Source organism: Candidatus Protochlamydia naegleriophila (genome assembly GCF_001499655.1).
In the GTDB taxonomy this organism is placed as follows: domain Bacteria; phylum Chlamydiota; class Chlamydiia; order Chlamydiales; family Parachlamydiaceae; genus Protochlamydia; species Protochlamydia naegleriophila.
Window position 1 is genome coordinate 627,915 of record NZ_LN879502.1, and the last position, 16,396, is coordinate 644,310.

The 16,396-nt window shown below is 43.7% G+C and carries 15 protein-coding genes; 11 read left to right on the top strand and 4 right to left on the bottom strand.

The genetic code is table 11. The annotated features are described in order from the left end of the window. Window positions 1-46 precede the first annotated feature (46 nt). On the bottom strand, window positions 47-736 hold the full coding sequence (locus tag PNK_RS02565; RefSeq protein ID WP_032125101.1) for an isochorismatase family protein: 690 nt from the start codon (window positions 734-736) through the stop codon (window positions 47-49). Window positions 737-874: 138 nt separating this feature from the next. Next, window positions 875-1,828: a DMT family transporter gene (locus tag PNK_RS02570; RefSeq protein ID WP_032125102.1), complete on the bottom strand. Its 954-nt coding sequence runs from the start codon at window positions 1,826-1,828 to the stop codon at window positions 875-877. Window positions 1,829-2,016: 188 nt separating this feature from the next. On the opposite strand from PNK_RS02570, the gene PNK_RS02575 reads away from it, so the two are divergent. Together PNK_RS02575 and PNK_RS02580 are read left to right on the top strand one after the other, a co-directional pair. Continuing rightward, on the top strand, window positions 2,017-3,150 hold the full coding sequence (locus PNK_RS02575; protein ID WP_059060111.1) for a bifunctional 3,4-dihydroxy-2-butanone-4-phosphate synthase/GTP cyclohydrolase II: 1,134 nt from the start codon (window positions 2,017-2,019) through the stop codon (window positions 3,148-3,150). A gap of 11 nt (window positions 3,151-3,161) precedes the next feature. Further along, complete coding sequence (locus tag PNK_RS02580) at window positions 3,162-4,325, top strand: vanadium-dependent haloperoxidase (RefSeq protein ID WP_079992771.1); 1,164 nt, start codon at window positions 3,162-3,164, stop codon at window positions 4,323-4,325. Between the two features lie 92 nt (window positions 4,326-4,417). Here the strand turns inward: PNK_RS02580 and PNK_RS02585 are convergent, their stop codons facing one another. Both PNK_RS02585 and PNK_RS02590 read right to left on the bottom strand, forming a co-directional pair. Next, window positions 4,418-5,818, bottom strand: coding sequence for a hypothetical protein (locus tag PNK_RS02585; RefSeq protein ID WP_059060115.1), 1,401 nt, complete (start codon window positions 5,816-5,818; stop codon window positions 4,418-4,420). Between the two features lie 182 nt (window positions 5,819-6,000). Continuing rightward, complete coding sequence (locus PNK_RS02590; protein WP_059060117.1) at window positions 6,001-6,891, bottom strand: LysR family transcriptional regulator; 891 nt, start codon at window positions 6,889-6,891, stop codon at window positions 6,001-6,003. Window positions 6,892-6,999: 108 nt separating this feature from the next. Between PNK_RS02590 and PNK_RS02595 the strand changes: the two genes are divergently transcribed. The 9 genes from PNK_RS02595 (at window position 7,000) to proS (ending at window position 16,389) form a co-directional block, all read left to right on the top strand. After that, window positions 7,000-8,220 (top strand): multidrug effflux MFS transporter, encoded by a 1,221-nt coding sequence (locus PNK_RS02595; protein ID WP_059060118.1) that lies wholly within the window; start codon window positions 7,000-7,002, stop codon window positions 8,218-8,220. Between the two features lie 464 nt (window positions 8,221-8,684). After that, complete coding sequence (prfB, locus tag PNK_RS02600; protein WP_096030673.1) at window positions 8,685-9,740, top strand: peptide chain release factor 2; 1,056 nt, start codon at window positions 8,685-8,687, stop codon at window positions 9,738-9,740. Beyond that, entirely contained in the window at window positions 9,740-10,249 is a 510-nt protein-coding gene (locus tag PNK_RS02605) for a GNAT family N-acetyltransferase (RefSeq protein ID WP_059060122.1), read from the top strand. The genes prfB and PNK_RS02605 overlap by 1 nt, the downstream gene beginning before the upstream one ends. 6 nt (window positions 10,250-10,255) lie before the next feature. Then, window positions 10,256-10,954 carry a SprT-like domain-containing protein gene (locus PNK_RS02610; RefSeq protein WP_059060124.1) on the top strand — a complete coding sequence of 233 codons (699 nt, stop codon included), beginning with the start codon at window positions 10,256-10,258 and terminating at the stop codon, window positions 10,952-10,954. Window positions 10,955-10,972: 18 nt separating this feature from the next. Beyond that, window positions 10,973-11,716, top strand: coding sequence for a YebC/PmpR family DNA-binding transcriptional regulator (locus tag PNK_RS02615; RefSeq protein WP_032125110.1), 744 nt, complete (start codon window positions 10,973-10,975; stop codon window positions 11,714-11,716). 127 nt (window positions 11,717-11,843) lie between these two features. Continuing rightward, entirely contained in the window at window positions 11,844-13,253 is a 1,410-nt protein-coding gene (locus PNK_RS02620) for an anthranilate synthase component I family protein (RefSeq protein ID WP_079992772.1), read from the top strand. Between the two features lie 29 nt (window positions 13,254-13,282). Beyond that, on the top strand, window positions 13,283-13,876 hold the full coding sequence (locus PNK_RS02625; RefSeq protein ID WP_032125111.1) for a hypothetical protein: 594 nt from the start codon (window positions 13,283-13,285) through the stop codon (window positions 13,874-13,876). Next, window positions 13,866-14,699 carry an aminotransferase class IV gene (locus PNK_RS02630; protein WP_051981873.1) on the top strand — a complete coding sequence of 278 codons (834 nt, stop codon included), beginning with the start codon at window positions 13,866-13,868 and terminating at the stop codon, window positions 14,697-14,699. The genes PNK_RS02625 and PNK_RS02630 overlap by 11 nt, the downstream gene beginning before the upstream one ends. 172 nt (window positions 14,700-14,871) lie before the next feature. After that, window positions 14,872-16,389 carry a proline--tRNA ligase gene (gene proS / locus PNK_RS02635; protein ID WP_032125112.1) on the top strand — a complete coding sequence of 506 codons (1,518 nt, stop codon included), beginning with the start codon at window positions 14,872-14,874 and terminating at the stop codon, window positions 16,387-16,389. Window positions 16,390-16,396 lie beyond the last annotated feature (7 nt).

Below are 16,396 nucleotides of genomic sequence, written 5' to 3' on the forward strand. Positions count from 1 at the left end.
GGTATCCGACATGTACATTTCAATTTTGCTGCGTGGCCGGAGTGCTTTAGCGCCTTGAGTGAGCTTGTTCTAAACGGTCTAGTTTGGTTTCTTTTCCATTTGTTTGTACTGTTTGCGCCTTCTCGTAGCTTTCTATTAAAGCGCGATAAGGGGGGACAAGATGATCAACCATGATTGCGGAAAAGTCCATGGCATCTGGGCGGTTCCATGTATTCATCAGCTCTGCGAGGACAGCGAACGTATCGATAGGAATGGCTCCTGCTTGGACAACGCGGGCTAAAGTAATATCTGTTGCCATCTTGCTCCAGTTTCCTGATGCGTCAACAATGGTAAAGACTTTGTACCCTTTAGTGAGTGCGCTAAGGGCAGGAAATGCCATGCAAACACTTGTGAGTGTGCCAGCAATCAGAAGAGTTTTGCGCTTTGTATCTTCTATAGCCTTGACCCATGCAGGATTATCCCACGCATTGATTTGGCCAGTGCGAGGAATGTAGACGGCATCGGGATTATGCTGATGAATTTCAGGAATGAGAGGGCCATTGGGGCCATCTGGTACAGATGCCGTTGTGAAGGTCGGCATATCTGCAAGATAAGCCATTTTAGCTAGGGCTGTGACATGTGAGCGAAGAACAGGCAATTCAATATCTCTGACTAGTTGGAATAGACCGCTTTGGTGGTCGATCAGAAGCATAACAGCGTCTTTTGCGTCGATCATCCAATTATTGGTTTGAGTCATGGCTCCTCCTTGTAGTTACTTGGCTACCATCCGTAACAAATTACCTTTAATTTATCTATATATTATTTTAAAATTTCAGGTTTTGCAGAAATAAAAACAGTATGATGAACGTTAGCGCGCGATGCGCATGCACATTGCCTAGTGAGAAGTTGCGAGGGATTGATTTGGTGCTTTTCTAAAAGTCTGCATGCTCAAGGCAACGCCGCCTAAAATGACCGCGATGCCTGCGGTTTCTAAAGAAGAGGGAAAGCGCTGCTGAACGATGTAGACGTAGATTAGTCCGAAAATGGTTTCGAAAATGGTCAATTGACCGGCTAAAGAGAGGGGCAAGTCCTGGCTTCCCCGGTTCCACAAGTAGGCTCCGATCCACGAGCAGCAAAATCCTAGCACGAAGCTGCCAATCAAGAACCGTTGTAGGGCTTCATTTAAGACGAGATATTTCCTTAGCGCTCCTGAATCTGCAAAAAAGAGTGCGACTCCACCGATTAATACCACCCAAACAAGCGTCCCGGCTCCGATGAGGGTTGCCCAATCGCTTGAAGGAAGCTGCGGATTTTGTTTGAGGAATTTAGCATTGGAAAGCACGTACCAGTTCCAGGCAACAAGGGATAGGAGGCCGCAGCCGAGTCCGAACAGGTAATGTAGAGGGGAGGCGACTGAGCTGTCATTAAAGGCTGGATAATTGACGAGCAAGAGTCCGGCACCAATCAGGAGGCTTGGGAAAATGAGCTTTTTGAAGGAACACTCTTTATGCTGCCAGTTTCCATAAAAGGCGAGAGTAATGGGACTCATGCCTAGCAGCAGTGTGATAACGGCCGCATTTGAATAGCGCAGGCCCAGCACCAGCGAAAAGTAGTAAAGGACGTTGACGATTAATGCGTAATTTAAAGCTTGTTTCCAAATAGATAAAGGAATGGCAAGCCACTTTTTAATCCCTTGAACGAGCATGAAGCAAAGCGAAATTAGGCCGAAAAAGAAATAGCGGCCAAGTGCTACTTCAATCGGGCTGAATCCGGTCAAAAGTTCGGGAATAACAAAAATAAGGCCCCATACAAAACAGGCCATTAAAACGAGTGCAATTCCCTTAGACATAGTATCTTAATTAGAAAAAAAAGTGATGATAAACAAGATTATCATGATTTAATTTTGTTAATCAATAAGATTAATAAAATTAAAATCGATTTATTTTGGTTTTTGACATTAAAGAGCTTTGCTAGTTTTATTGTTTTTAGATTCAGGTTAAAAATATTTTTAACGGGCGCTGTTTTGGAGTTTAAGCGATGATTCGACACTCTTTTTCCTCTTCTATTAAAGACTTAGCTGAAAGCATGCAAAAGGGAATGGAGTCCTTTCTTGAGAGGATTCAAAAGCAACAGGCCTTGTATGCGCGCTTGGTGGAGGAATATGGGCAGGTAAAGGAGTCGATTTGTCATTTGGCTCAAAGTGGCTATGAAAGGGAGGTCATAGAGTTATTCGGTCCTTCGCTTTCTCAGAAAAAAGCAAAGGTTGATTTGACAGCTATTTATGGAGCGGCTTTTCACCCTAAAACGCAGTCTCTGGTTGTAGCCAATCATGGAGCCACACTCCTGTGTTCATCGCCTCTTAGCCAGACTCCTTTTCTTTTAAGGCAGATTGGGTGCAGCGTCTACCGTCCGGGGCTTGGAGAAGAGATCGTCAACATTGGTTTAGTGGGCAATATTTATGAAGGAGATGTTATTTTGCGTAGTGAATCTGCCTGCATCCCTTCTTTCTTATTTGGTTCGCAGCGGTGCAATTGTTGTTATCAATGGGCAAGCATGCGAGAACTGGCATCCTATCTAAACCCCGTGCAGCCGCCTGTTTTGGATTCGCAATCGATGGAGGAATGGATTCGATCGCAGTTCACTTTGGAGGAAGGCCGTCATTTGCCCATTCAAAAAGGGCCGGGACTAGTTCTCATGCATTTGGATTCGCAAAGTGGAATGGGAAGCGGCTTTTCGCCCTATGAATTTGCCTACGATCTGTATGGCAGAGCTTTAATGCGGCAATTGGGAGAAAATACGGCAGAGCAGTGTTTTGATCTCACCATCAAACAGGGATACGAGGCGCTTGGATTGCAAGCAGATGGACGTTTAGGGCAGTATGAAGCAGGTTATCAGCTTCCTGCTATTTTGCTTGATTGGCTGCAATGCAGTCGTTCGATTGTGTGCTTATCTAATAATCGGCATAAACTCAATCAGTTGGTACAAAATGGCTACGAAGTGACGCGCGCCAAGTCTTTGGGAATGGTGAATGTGGCAGGTGCGCGTGAAGCCAATCAGAGAGGATCTGATTTTCAACACATGGACATCGATGGCACATCGATTTCTTTTAAAGAGGAGATTGAGCGTTTGAAGTCAGTTTTTGGCCCGTCAAAAGGCTTAATTAAGGAGTAGGAGCAGGCTGTATGAGACAGATGTTGTATGTTTTTTTTCTCTTATGCGTGTGCACTGTAGATGCTTTTGAGAAGCAATTTGACCGATTGCCCACCTACTTTAAGTATACCGAGCAAGAATTGGCCCCTTTAGCCCCTTTGCAATCGACCAGGCAAATGACTCAGAGCGAATTGAGCAGATGGGATAGGGCTAGCCTAGACTTGATCTATCAAGAGAAGGCGGAAGAAGATGCAGCCCGCATCACGGCTTATCTCTATGTTGCCCAACGGGAGGCGGCTTATCTGTCTTATAGGCTTAAGCATTGTTTTGCAGGATCTTTAGACCCGATATCAAAGAAAGCTTTGGGGTTATTCTTTCCTTTTTTAAGTGCTCGTCAATTGCCTGAAGAGGATCCTTATTCGAACATGCTTGCAGAGATTGTTTTAGCCAAGTTGAAAGCAAGATTGGATGAGGAAAATCATCGAACTAGGTTTTATGATAGAAAAACAGGAGAGGAGTATTGGTCTGGAAAAAGCCCCTACGTCGGTTTTTCGACAGCCTCTTGGAAGCCGTGGATCATTAAATCTGCCCATCAATTTAGACTGCCTCCGCCTCCTTCTTTGAACGATCCCTTTTGGAAAGAGCAAATCCAAGCTGTAAAAGAGGCTGGCCGTTCGATTACAGCAGAACAGAGGCGGGCTGTCTATGTTTGGGCCGGGATAGGAAAAGGGGCTTTGCAAACGGGAAACTGGGTCAAGATCGCCAATGAATATATGTGGAATCAGAACGTTGAATTTTCATCTCTGCTATTTATCCGTTCGATCTTGGCTATGGGCATTGAAGATAGCACCCTTGCGGCTTTTGACTCCAAATATACCTATTGGATAAAGCGCCCTCACATGATGGACGGCTCCATTCGTCCGCTCATTCCCGTGCCCAATCATCCTACCTATCCTTCTGCCCATTCTGTCATATCGGCCACATCAGCCGCTATTTTGACGTATTTTTTTCCCCAAGCGAGGACATTGTGGATGGATTTGGCTAAAGAGGGAGGAGGATCCAGAATTTGGGGCGGCATTCACTTTCCAATCGATAACGAAGCGGGTTTTATTTTGGGGGAGAGGGTTGGGGAAGCTGTCATTGAGTCTGTCTCTGTACAGGATGAGAAGATTTTGCATGGCTTAAAGCCTAAGTAAAAGAAGTCCTTCTGATGTGTGCTATTTAGCTTGTGCTGGTGCTTATCCCTGATCGATTATGGAGAAGGGAGATTCAATCTTTTTTGCCTAATCTATGGACTATTTTGCAAAATATGGCGCAAAATAATTCTTTGATATTTTAATCCACGTTCATGAATTAGATTATTTACAGTTTTTGGAGTGGCATTTTTACCTATAATGGTAAATTGATGTTTCTGCATTTTTTCTGAAAACGTCACTGTTTTTTTTAGACCCTTAACTTTATCATCGCCATGTTTAGCTTGATATTCTTCTAAAAGTTCTTTGTTTTGTGTCACAGTCATCATTTCGATTGGCATGTTTAAGGACTTAACAGTTATCATATCAGATATAATATTAGAATCTTCTGGCTCTTTTTCCAGATTAGGATCTTGTGCAGGGACTGATTTAGATAGATATTGAAAAATATCTGGATGATTGGAGCATTGAACAATATCTCTTAAACAAAAAACAGGACAACTTGTTGGATCACGCTGGCGTCCGCTGCCTCCACTATAAAACGCAATATCTGGTGTTTTTATTATCTGAGCGAAGTATACAGTAATGGGTATGGAGGAAAAGTCGCCTGCTGCATCCGAATGTAGAACATTCCATCCTTTTTCTGTTTTTTCAGCATAAATAGGTGTCATGTGATTTGTAAAAGGAGAGGGAAATTCGCTACGGCATCGCACAATAAAACTAAACTTGGAGCCTGCTTGGGCAGACTGAATCCCTTCCCATTTTTGTATAAAATCAGCAATATCATTGCAAACAAAACAATCAACCTTTAAAGATCCTTTTTCTTTTAGATAATCCACTAAGATTTCAACACCCTTAGGTGCTAGGATGGGATTGTCATTGTGCAAGGTCATATACTCTTTTACTTCTGGAAATTTCTCTATTAAATTTTGGAAAATAAAAGCCGTCTCTTGATTGGAAAGACGAGGAGCAACTTTTCGTAAAATTTCGGGAATTAAATCCGCTAATTTTTGCTTGGGAATTTTTGATAAAAGATCTTGAAATGCTTCTTTATCTTTTTTATTAACAGCGTCGAGCAATTTTTCATATTCGGGTGTTAAGGATAAATCAAGCTCTTCTTTCAATGCCTCTTCAATAACAGGCGTGGGGATTTGACTAACAGCAGCATTAGCCTTTAGTAATTCAGGGGATGTCTTTTTACTTTTTGCTATGGTATTGTCTGCGGTAGGTGAGGTCGAAGGGTCGGTAGTTTCTGCTTTTAGGGGATTTTTATCTTTTTTAAAGTATTCTTGTATGGATTCTTTTAAATCCTTAAAAAATAAAGATATTTTTTCAAATATGTTCGTTACAAAATCTTTAATTTTTTGAACACAGGTCATCTTGGAATTATTGGCAGAAATACGATGCCTATTTAAATGTCCTAACTTATCTGTATCAAAATTGTAATTATTTGTATTATTTGCTTTTATGTCTAAGGGATTTGTTATATTATTCATAATAAATCTCCTAATATTTCAATATTATTATATTATAGTTTTAATAATATTGTATATATCTAATTTTAACAGTTTTCAAACTTCTAGCAAGCTCTACAAACGATTAGATTTTGCAGCTGTAAGCTTAGGTGGACTTAGGTTAAGAGAGTGATTTGGCCGAGATGAGGCTTGGTAAAGAACAGTCAGATATCGAGTAGCTGGGGGTTGACTTTTGTTAGCAAAAAATCGATGAAGTGGCGGATTTTAGGTGTCAAGTAACGATTCTGCAGATGATAGAGATAAATGGGATAGATCTCTTGGTTATAAGGCTTTAAGACTTCGACTAGCGTTCCTTCTTTCAAGGCTTGTTCAACCATATAGTAGTGGAGTTTGACGATGCCAATTCCCTGCAGCGCGCACGTGAATAGGGATGCTGCGTCGTTAAGGCGTAAGAATGGATCGAGGTGGATATGCATCTCCTCTCCAAAAGTTAGCAGATGATCGGGTGTTCGCATGCTGTGTGTCAAATAGCGATGTTCTATCAGGTCTAGAGGCTTTTGCGGGATGCCAAATTGCTGGAGGTAGGTAGGCGAGGCACAAAGGACGTAGCGGGTTTTGCTGATAGTCCTTTGAATGACTTCGGGAGGACCCGAAATGGACATCCCGATAACAATGTCAATCTCTTCTTTGGCAGCATCGGGAATGCGCTCGCCCAGTTGAACATTCAGTTTGATTTTGGGATAGGCTTGAATGAATTCACCGAGATGAGGCACCACATACTGCTCGCCAAAATAGCGGCTGCAGAAAAGAGTGAGGGTTCCAATAGGCTCTTTACGCAGGGTCAGAGCCAGATTTTCCATTTCGTCGAGTTTGTTTAAGATTTCCTTCGACTGCTTGTAGTAGTGCTCTCCAGTCTCTGTCAAGCGTAAGCGCCGCGTCGTCCGTTCGATCAATTTGATTCCCACTTCTTCTTCAAGAGCCGACATTTGCTTGCTAATGGCGGCCCTCGATAATTTCATCTGGTCAGCCACAGCCACAAAGCTATTGGCTTCGACCACCTTCACAAAAGTTTGCAATCGCTCGATTGATGGCATCAATGACCTATTGGTGATAAAAAGTTAACAATAGTTGAATTTCACCTATATTGTAAAATGAAAATCGATTTTTTATACTAGAGGGCGACTTTAAACAGGAGGAAGACAATGGCAAACGATAAGGCGCAAGCATCACTTTCGCTCGTTTTAATTATATTATTATTAGGGTTTCCCCAGATTAGTGAGACGATTTACACCCCTTCTTTGCCCGATTTAGCCCACTCTTTAGGTGTATCGAGCCAGTGGGCGGAGTTTACCTTGAGCATATATTTCATGGGATTTGCTTTAGGAGTCGCAGGATGGGGGGTGGTTGCCGATTATGCGGGGAGGCGGCCAGCCTTATTGATGGGGCTGCTTTTGTATTGTGTGGGAAGTGTTGGTTGCTATCAGGCGGGAGAGATAGGGACTTTATTGGCTTGCCGTTTTATACAGGCATTTGGAGCAAGTGCTGGGTCGGTTGTGACGCAAACAATGATGCGCGATCTCTATAGCGGCGCCAAGCGGGGCAAAATTTTTTCGGTTGTAGGGGGCGCTTTGGCATTTTCACCAGCCATTGGCCCTTTGATTGGGGGCTTAGTGGATCAGTTTGCCGGCTGGAGAGGAAATTTTGTTGTATTAGTGGCAATGGGGCTGGGGTTGCTCGTTTATTGTTACCGCCTTTTGCCTGAGACGAAAAGCACGGCTGCACTCTCATTGGCCTCCTTTAAACAAGTTGCCAGGCAATTTGTGGGCGACAGGCGCTTATATGGATACGTGACTCTGATCGGTTGCAGCAATGGGATCATTTTTAGCTTTTATGCTGAGGCTCCTTTTATTTTCATCGAGTACATGCATTATACGCCTGGTCAGTATGGTCTTATGGGATTGGCGATTGCAGGTTCGAATATTGTAGCTTCCTACCTCTCTCACCGCTTGAATCATCGCTTGATCAGGCCGGAAAGCATTATGCTTGTGGGGTGCCTGATCATCTTGACGGCCTCGTTGGGCCTCTCGGTTTGGGGATATTGGAAGCTGTTTGCTCATTCGCCTGCTATCCATCTGGCCATTTTAGTTGGTTGCATTGCTCTGCTCTTTTTTGGAATTGGGCTCCTGATTCCCAATGCTCTATCCCAATCGCTAATCGATTACCAGAAAGCCGTGGGTACGGCAGGTGCTTTGCTTGGCTTGCTTTACTATCTGCTGATTGCAGGCCTCACATTTTTAATGGGCTATTTGCATAATGGCAGTATTGTGACCATGCCCCTATTCTTTTTGGGCTTGTCGGGAATCATGCTAATGGCGTTTTACGCATGGGTTGAAGTAAGGGTGAACATAGTTGCTAATATCTAAGGCCGCTTGCTCAAGCCTTTATTTTGATTCAGGGCTTATAGAGCCTCTAAAAGCTGGCCAAAAGAAAGGATTATCCTTTTTTGGCCAGTTGCTGTCTATGCAATTTCTTTGTAAAAGCCCCTTCTTTCATAGTGTAAAATTATTTATTTGATTTATAATAAGAAAGGGTTTTCCCGTGACTTTTACTTTATAAAATATTTTTTAAATTCACGCCTTGACAGCGTTCTAACTAATTGTTGGAAAATGACGTAGAGTTTTTGACTTTTTTATAAAAAAGCGATAAAATGTCTTCTTAAATAATTGTGGCATGGTTCTGTTTTCTCACTTTTTCCATTTGTCTATTCAATCAAAAAATTGGGTAGGAGGAAGGGGGGGGGAGGGATCGAATGTGTACTAGAAGCAAGTCTAATGAGTGGGGTTTTAAATGAATAACGAAACAGAATTGCGCGTAAAAAGTATAGAAGATCGTCTTCTTCACATGTGGAGGTATCTTTGACTTGGCTTCGAAGGAAGCGCGCGTAAAAGAATTAGAAACATTGATGGAAGAGAATACTTTCTGGAACAATCCAGAACAGGCACAGCAAGTGATAAATGAATGCCGGGACTTGCGGGCTTGGACGATTCCTTATCAGGAGTTGAGTAAGCGCTTTGAAGATTGCAAAGCATTGCTTCCAGATGCCTATGAATTAAATGAAGAATCATTAATTCAAGAGCTGTTAGCTGATTTGGATTCCGTTGAGAAAGTATTGAGCGATCTCGAAGTTCGCAGAATGTTATCTGGCGAGATGGACAACAAGGATTGCTATTTGACCATCAATTCAGGAGCTGGCGGTACAGAAGCTTGTGATTGGGCGCATATGTTGTCTCGCATGTATCAACGATGGGCTGCCAAACGGGGCTGGAAAGTTGAGATCATCGATTTTGTCGATGGAGAAGTTGTCGGATTGAAAAGCATTACGATGCGTTTTCAAGGCAGCTATGCGTATGGCTATGCCAAAGCCGAAAAAGGAGTGCATCGCTTGGTGCGCATTTCACCTTTTGACAGCAATGCTAAGAGGCATACAAGTTTTGCCTCTGTCGATGTATCGCCTGAAATTACAACAGACATTCAGATTGAAATTCGACCAGATGATCTTAGGATCGATACCTATCGCTCGTCAGGAGCTGGTGGACAGCACGTCAATAAGACCGACTCGGCTGTGCGTTTAACGCACATACCAACGGGGATTGTGGTCTCTTGCCAAAACCAACGCAGTCAAGTGCAGAACAAAGAAGCCTGCTTTCAGATGCTCCGTTCAAAGCTTTATGAATTGGAAGTATTGGAAAGGGAGAAGGCCATTAATTCTCTTAAGGGAGAAAAGATGGATAATGCATGGGGAAGCCAGATTCGCAACTATGTTTTCCAGCCTTATACCCTGGTTAAAGACACGAGAACAAAGGCGGAGTCGGGCAATATTCAAGCTGTGATGGACGGAGAAATAGATGAATTCGTTAACGCATACTTAAAGGAGTTTGGCTAATGGGAAATCAACAACAAGTGCCATCCGGAGTCGAGGTTCGCTACACAGAGCCTGGTGATGCCAAATATCTTAAAGAGTGGTTATTGGAGCCTAGCATCCAGCGGTGGTTTCCGATGGATGACGAGGTAGAGATTGACGATGCCGTTATGCGTTGGATTGCCTTTTATCGCTATAAATGCAGTTTGACAATTTTAAAAGATGGAGTTCCTTGTGGAATTGCCACGCTTTATTTGCAGCCTTACCGCAAGTTGGCTCATCAATGCGAATTTGGGATTATTGTAGGGCAAGGTTTTCGCAATCAGGGAGTTGGAACTTACCTGATGAATAGTATCATTCATCTGGCAAAAGAAAAATTCAAGATCGAATTACTGCATTTACAAGTTTATGCCGAAAATCCGGCTATGAATTTATACAAGCGCTTTGGATTCAAAGAATTTGGCCGTCAAAATTCTTGGATCAAAGAGCAAGATCGTTACGTGGGACGTGTTTTTATGGAGAGATTTTTATAATAGGTTATGCTTTACGATTCCGAAAAAACCTTAACTTTTCAACAGCAGCTTGAAAACAGTGCAGGAATGAAGCTGCAGTTAAAGATCAATGATAACCGCTCGACAATGTTGAGTGTAAAGTGGGAGCCTGATTGCGCCAAAGTTTCTCTTCACCGCATGTTTCTTCAAGCACCTCAAAACGTCATGCAGGAATTAGCATGCTATCTGAATGGAAAGCATGCGAAGATTGCTCCAAGCATTAAGGCCTATATCGAAGATAATTTGCAAAAATTGGATTACTCGCATGAGTTGGATTTGAGCAAATTGCAGACTAAAGGGCGCGTTCATGATTTAAAAGAGATTTATGCCGATTTGAATCATGAATATTTTAATAAGGCTTTGGGACTCCACATCACTTGGTTTGGCAAGTCGCAAAAGCGCGGAAAAAACCGAATTACTTTTGGATTATTTCACGATCCTTTGAAGCTCATCAAGATTAATCGTATTTTGGACAACAAACATTTTCCAGATTATTTTGTCTCTTATGTCGTCTACCATGAAATGTTGCATTATGTATGCCCCACATATGTAGATGAGAAAGGGCAGAAACACATCCATAGCAAAGCCTTTAAAGAGAAAGAAAAAGAGTTTAAATACTACAGGATGGCTCAGCAATGGATCCGAGATAATCAAAATTATTTATTTAATTCAACTTGTAACTTTTAATTGTAAGGTTGGTCACTCATGGCAGGTCATAGTAAATGGGCAAATATTCGACATCGCAAAGGTAAGGCGGATGCGAAGAAGGGAAAAATCTTTTCTCGCGTCGCCAAAGAGATCATTAGTGCTGTTAAGTTGGGCGGAGCGGATATGAAAAACAATCCCCGTTTACGCTTAGCCTTGCAAAAGGCCCGGGATGCCAATATGCCCAATGAAAACGTCGAACGCAACATTAAAAAAGCCTCAAGCGCCGATCAAGCCGATTACCACGAAATGACTTACGAGTTGTATGGGCATGGAGGGGTTGGTATTGTCGTCGATGTCATGACCGATAACAAGAATCGCATTTCCTCAGACATGCGCATTGCAACTAACAAGCGTGGCGGCACTGTGGCGACTCCTGGGGCGGTGACTTTCAACTTTGATCGCAAAGGCGTTTTACAAATCAGCAAAAAGAATGCAATCGAGGATGAGTTATTTTTGGCTGCCACAGAAGCTGGAGCCGAAGATTTTGAAGTTGGTGATGAAACCTTCATTATTACAACGGATCCAGCTCACCTTTATAACGTTAAAGAAGCGATCAACCACCTAGGGTTTGCCTGCGAAGAGGCTGAATTGGAAATGATTCCTAAGTCATATGTGGAATGCGATGTTGAAACGGCTAAAGAAAATTTGGCACTTATCGAGTGGTTAGATGAGCTGGAAGACGTCGATGCAGTCTACCACAACATGAAAATTCCTGATGAATTGCAACAAGATGAGGAGTAGTCTCAAGAGATACACTGGTTGCAGGAGAGGCTTAGTTGCCAATGCGCTGCAGGAAATGCTTATTAAATTCTTGGGCACATCACTTTATTGGCAGATAGGCGATGCCCTATCTGCTTAAACTTCTCACATGATTCACGCAATAGCTCCGATGCATTATCAAACCTTCAGTTTAAATACTTTTTCTGTAGAGCAGTTATTGACTGCAGCCAATTACTTTGCTGATTGGCATGGAACATGCCTGCTGTTTTCTGGAGGGGTGCTCGATTCCGCTCAGCGCTCTTTTTTGGCATTATTTCCTTTTGAGTCTGTCACAGCGCGCGGCAAGGATCTTGTTATTCGAAAAGGAGATACTGAACAGAGGGTGACTTGTGCTAACCCTTGGGAAGGGCTGCAAGAGTTTTATTTCAAGTCTTTTGCTCAGCACGCGGAGGCCTATGCTTTTGGTTTCTTTGGCTATGAAATGGGGATATTCGCAGATCCAGACTCTACCTTGTCCTATACTCCTTGTTCATTGACTCCCGATGCGTATTGGCAGCAATGTGCAGTCGTACTCGTATATGAGCATGCGACGCAAGCAGCATCGGTGAGAGTCGCCCTCTCAGCGATTGACGGGTTGCCTATTGCGCAAAAAGAGTGGGTCATGCGGCTGGCTACAGAGGAGGGATGGCGCTTTTTGAGCGAGCAAACCCTCAGAACCCATTCTCAAGACAAGCCTCCTTTAAAGATAGTTTCCATTCCCAATCGCCAATCGGCTTTTCTAGCCTCAATCGAACAGGCCAAGGAGTGGATTCGAGCAGGCGATGTCTACCAGGTTAACTTGTCGCAACCGTTTATTTTTGAGGGACAAAGGCGCCCATTTGACGTTTTTCTGCAAGTCAGTCAGTTAAATCCCGCCCCTTTTTCGGCCTACTTGAAGACAGAAGACTATACTCTTGTGTCGACCTCTCCAGAACGCTTCTTGCAAAAGCAGGCTGATTGCTTGGAAACGCGTCCCATTAAAGGAACGATTCAGAGAGGAAAAAATATAGAGGAAGATGAGCTGTTTAAAAAGCAGTTGCTTGCATCGCCTAAAGAAAAAGCAGAGCTTCTCATGATTACCGATTTGATGCGCAATGACTTGGGCCGGATCAGCCTTCCAGGAAGCGTCAAAACGCTTGATATTTGGCGTTGCGAAGCTTATGCCAATGTCTTCCACCTTCTCTCCATCATCCGCTCTCAAGTATGCAACTTTACACCTATCGAGCTTATTCGCGCCTGTTTTCCAGGAGGATCCATCACTGGCTGTCCTAAACTCAAAGCGATGGAATGCATTCAAACGTTGGAAAAAAGGCCAAGAGGCATCTATACCGGTTCTTTGGGCTATATGACAGGCCGGAATGATTTTGATTTGAATATTGCCATTCGCACACTTGTTTTTGCCGGTGATACGATTCATTTACAGCTAGGTGGAGGGATTGTTATTGACTCGAATCCTGAACAGGAGTATCAAGAAACCCTGTTTAAAGGGGATTCGATTTTTAAAGTCCTTTCACAATAAGATAAAACGATCAATCGGCAGGCTGTTCAATGATAAATTATGGGGTATTAGAACAATTTCAACAGAGCTTGTGGAATGTCTCGACTCTGCAATTTTCCTTACAAGTGCCCGATTTGGAGAGGGCGAAATGGAAAAAGGTTGAAATGTTTGCACGCACAGCTTTTGCTGTGGTTGTCGCCTTATATGTGTCTCATGCATGGCATCCCTTTCTATCAAAGCGCGTTGCGGAAGGCATGCGAGACGCATTAGTCATCTGGCTAAGTGCTTTTGCCACGAGTTTACTGCTCAAAGGCATTCACCATGGGGTTCAACTGCAAGGGAATGCGACAGAGGGAGAAGAAAGCACAGATGTAGATTTGCCCGGCTTTCATACTCCTGTTTCAAACGTAAGCTGTCCTGGAAGGGCCGGCCGCCCCATTTTTTCTCATCTGAAAGGCGAAGAGGAAAGTTGGGACGGGGACGTTTTTTCAAGCGATGAAAGTTCTGAGTTTGAAAGCGATTCAGAGACATTAAACACGATTCCCGAACGCTATAAGAAAGATGTATGGAATTCTCACGTGTGTCGCAATTTGCTTTCCGAATTTGAAGCGAGCTTAGATGATAAGGAGCAAGATGACGCTTAAGTGGGTTTGTCTAGATGGCAACTATCTTTTAGAAGAGCAAGCGACTCTCCCCATTTCGGATCGAGGTTTTCTTTATGGGGATGGTCTGTTTACGACTGTGCGCATTCATCAAGGGCGAGCCGAATTTTTACGCCCTCATCTTCAGCGTCTCACTCACCAATGTGAACAATTGGGGATTCACTCTCCAGTCATCAAACCCGAGTGGATTGAGGAATTGGTTGAGCGCAATGCGGCAGGAACTGGGACCTGGCGTTTGAAAATTGTGGTGACGGGAGGGGAAGATCCGGCCCTGACGCTTTCCTCCCGTGCGCCTGGACTCATTTTATTGACACTTAAGCCTTATCGCCTAGAACCTTTTGTTGAGTGCCGCCTGAGCCTCTATCCAGATCCTGTCGTCCGCCCTTTGGCTTTTTTTAAATCGCTGGCCTATTTAGATCGGTTATGGATCAATCATTATGCGCATTCAAAAGGCTATGATGATGCTATCGTATGCAATTGCGAGGGGTATTTGTTGGAAACTGCCTTTTCCAATTTATTTTGGATGGATGAAGCCCATCTTTACGTCCCTGATTCTACTCTTCCTTATCTGCAGGGAATTATTTTAAATCAGTTGATCGATCACTTCGAGCTAAAAGTGGTGCCAGTTAAGGCAGGACTCGAAGACATTCCTTTTGGCTCTGCTGTGTTTACTTGCAATTCGTTGGCTCATGTTCGCCCCGTCATTGAAATTGACAGGCGCCTTTTTCAAAGAAATGCCTGGCTGGAAGAATGTTTGCAAAAGGCGATCGAAAGAGCGCTGCACGCCGATACGCATTCTGCCTAAAAGTTGCTGGAATTGATTAAAAACCTCAGATTTTTTTCTGCTGATTAGGAATTCCTGATCTTGTATGCTTATGTGTCATAAACCAGGCAGTAAGGCAGAAATAGAGTCATACAGTCGTAGAAATTCTACTCCGATCTGCTAAAAAATGAATGATTCATAAAAAGAGATTGTCATGACAAAAGAAAAAAGTGCCATTAGTCCAACAAGAGAAGATGATTATCCAGAATGGTATCAACAGGTCATCAAAGCGGCCGATTTAGCTGAAAATTCTCCGGTCCGCGGTTGCATGGTCATTAAGCCTTGGGGATATGGAATCTGGGAAACTATTCAACGCCAATTGGACGATCGCATCAAGGCGACAGGTCACGAAAATGCTTACTTCCCTCTTTTTATTCCGTTAAGCTTTTTTGAGAAAGAGGCTGCCCACGTCGAGGGATTTGCTAAAGAATGCGCAGTCGTGACGCACCACCGCCTTGAAGAAAAAGATGGCCGCCTAATTCCAGCAGGACCTTTGGAAGAGCCCTTAGTCGTACGTCCGACTTCTGAGACGATCATTGGTGATTCTTTTTCACGCTGGGTTGAATCGTACCGTGACTTACCTCTTCTTATCAACCAATGGGCTAACGTCGTTCGCTGGGAAATGCGTCCCCGCATTTTCTTGCGTACAACCGAGTTCCTTTGGCAGGAAGGGCATACTGCTCACGCGACTCATGAAGAGGCCTTACAGGAGACCTTGACCATGTTAGAGGTATACCGCTCTTTTGTAGAAGATGTGCTTGCCATTCCGGTCATCGTGGGTGAAAAGTCACCTGGCGAGCGTTTTCCGGGCGCTGTCAGCACCTTTACATTAGAGGCCATGATGCAAGACCGCAAAGCCTTGCAATCGTGTACTTCTCACTATTTGGGGCAGAACTTTGCTAAGGCATCTAACATCCGATTCAGCAATAAGGAAGGGCAATTAGAGTACGCTTATACGACTTCATGGGGAATGACGACGCGCTTGATTGGAAGCTTGATCATGTGTCATGGCGATGATGATGGGCTGAGACTGCCTCCTCGTATTGCTCACAAGCAGATAGTGATCATTCCAGTTATTCCAAAACCAGAGCTGGAAGAAGCCATTCTACAATACGCTGAAAACTTGGCTGCCGAATTGAGAAAGCAAACATTTTATGGTAAATCGCTTAGTGTACACATTGACAAACGCGATAAGCGTGGTGGAGAGAAGAATTGGGAATGGATCAAAAAAGGGATTCCATTGCGCTTAGAAGTGGGTCCTCGTGATTTAGAGGCGCAGGCTGTCATGGTTGCAAGACGCGATCAGAGCCCAAAAGATAAACAAGCGATGCCGATGCAGCAGTTCGTTCAGGATGCAGCATCTATCCTCGAAGAAATCCAACAAACGTATTACGCACAAGCTAAAGCCTATCGCGATGCACACATTTACAAGCACCTTGAAACGTTCGAGCAAATGCGCGCGTTTTTCACCTCAAAGAACGAAGACAAGCCTGAAATTCACGGCGGCTTTGTTCTAGCAAAGTGGTGCGGAGATCCGGCGACCGAAGAAATGCTAAGCGACTTAAAAGTCACGATTCGCTGCCTGCCACTCAATCAAAGCGGAACAAAAGGTCGCTGCATCTTGACGGGTAAAGAAGCAACAATCGATGCCATTTTTGCCAAGTCATACTAAGCTCCTA

What these genes read in the sequence shown, in the direction of transcription:
- PNK_RS02565 (WP_032125101.1), bottom strand. Translation starts at nt 736, where the DNA reads ATGACTCAAACCAATAATTGGATGATCGACGCAAAAGACGCTGTTATG.
- PNK_RS02570 (WP_032125102.1), bottom strand. Translation starts at nt 1,828, where the DNA reads ATGTCTAAGGGAATTGCACTCGTTTTAATGGCCTGTTTTGTATGGGGC.
- PNK_RS02575 (WP_059060111.1), top strand. Translation starts at nt 2,017, where the DNA reads ATGATTCGACACTCTTTTTCCTCTTCTATTAAAGACTTAGCTGAAAGC.
- PNK_RS02580 (WP_079992771.1), top strand. Translation starts at nt 3,162, where the DNA reads ATGAGACAGATGTTGTATGTTTTTTTTCTCTTATGCGTGTGCACTGTA.
- PNK_RS02585 (WP_059060115.1), bottom strand. Translation starts at nt 5,818, where the DNA reads ATGAATAATATAACAAATCCCTTAGACATAAAAGCAAATAATACAAAT.
- PNK_RS02590 (WP_059060117.1), bottom strand. Translation starts at nt 6,891, where the DNA reads ATGCCATCAATCGAGCGATTGCAAACTTTTGTGAAGGTGGTCGAAGCC.
- PNK_RS02595 (WP_059060118.1), top strand. Translation starts at nt 7,000, where the DNA reads ATGGCAAACGATAAGGCGCAAGCATCACTTTCGCTCGTTTTAATTATA.
- PNK_RS02605 (WP_059060122.1), top strand. Translation starts at nt 9,740, where the DNA reads ATGGGAAATCAACAACAAGTGCCATCCGGAGTCGAGGTTCGCTACACA.
- PNK_RS02610 (WP_059060124.1), top strand. Translation starts at nt 10,256, where the DNA reads ATGCTTTACGATTCCGAAAAAACCTTAACTTTTCAACAGCAGCTTGAA.
- PNK_RS02615 (WP_032125110.1), top strand. Translation starts at nt 10,973, where the DNA reads ATGGCAGGTCATAGTAAATGGGCAAATATTCGACATCGCAAAGGTAAG.
- PNK_RS02620 (WP_079992772.1), top strand. Translation starts at nt 11,844, where the DNA reads ATGATTCACGCAATAGCTCCGATGCATTATCAAACCTTCAGTTTAAAT.
- PNK_RS02625 (WP_032125111.1), top strand. Translation starts at nt 13,283, where the DNA reads ATGATAAATTATGGGGTATTAGAACAATTTCAACAGAGCTTGTGGAAT.
- PNK_RS02630 (WP_051981873.1), top strand. Translation starts at nt 13,866, where the DNA reads ATGACGCTTAAGTGGGTTTGTCTAGATGGCAACTATCTTTTAGAAGAG.
- proS (WP_032125112.1), top strand. Translation starts at nt 14,872, where the DNA reads ATGACAAAAGAAAAAAGTGCCATTAGTCCAACAAGAGAAGATGATTAT.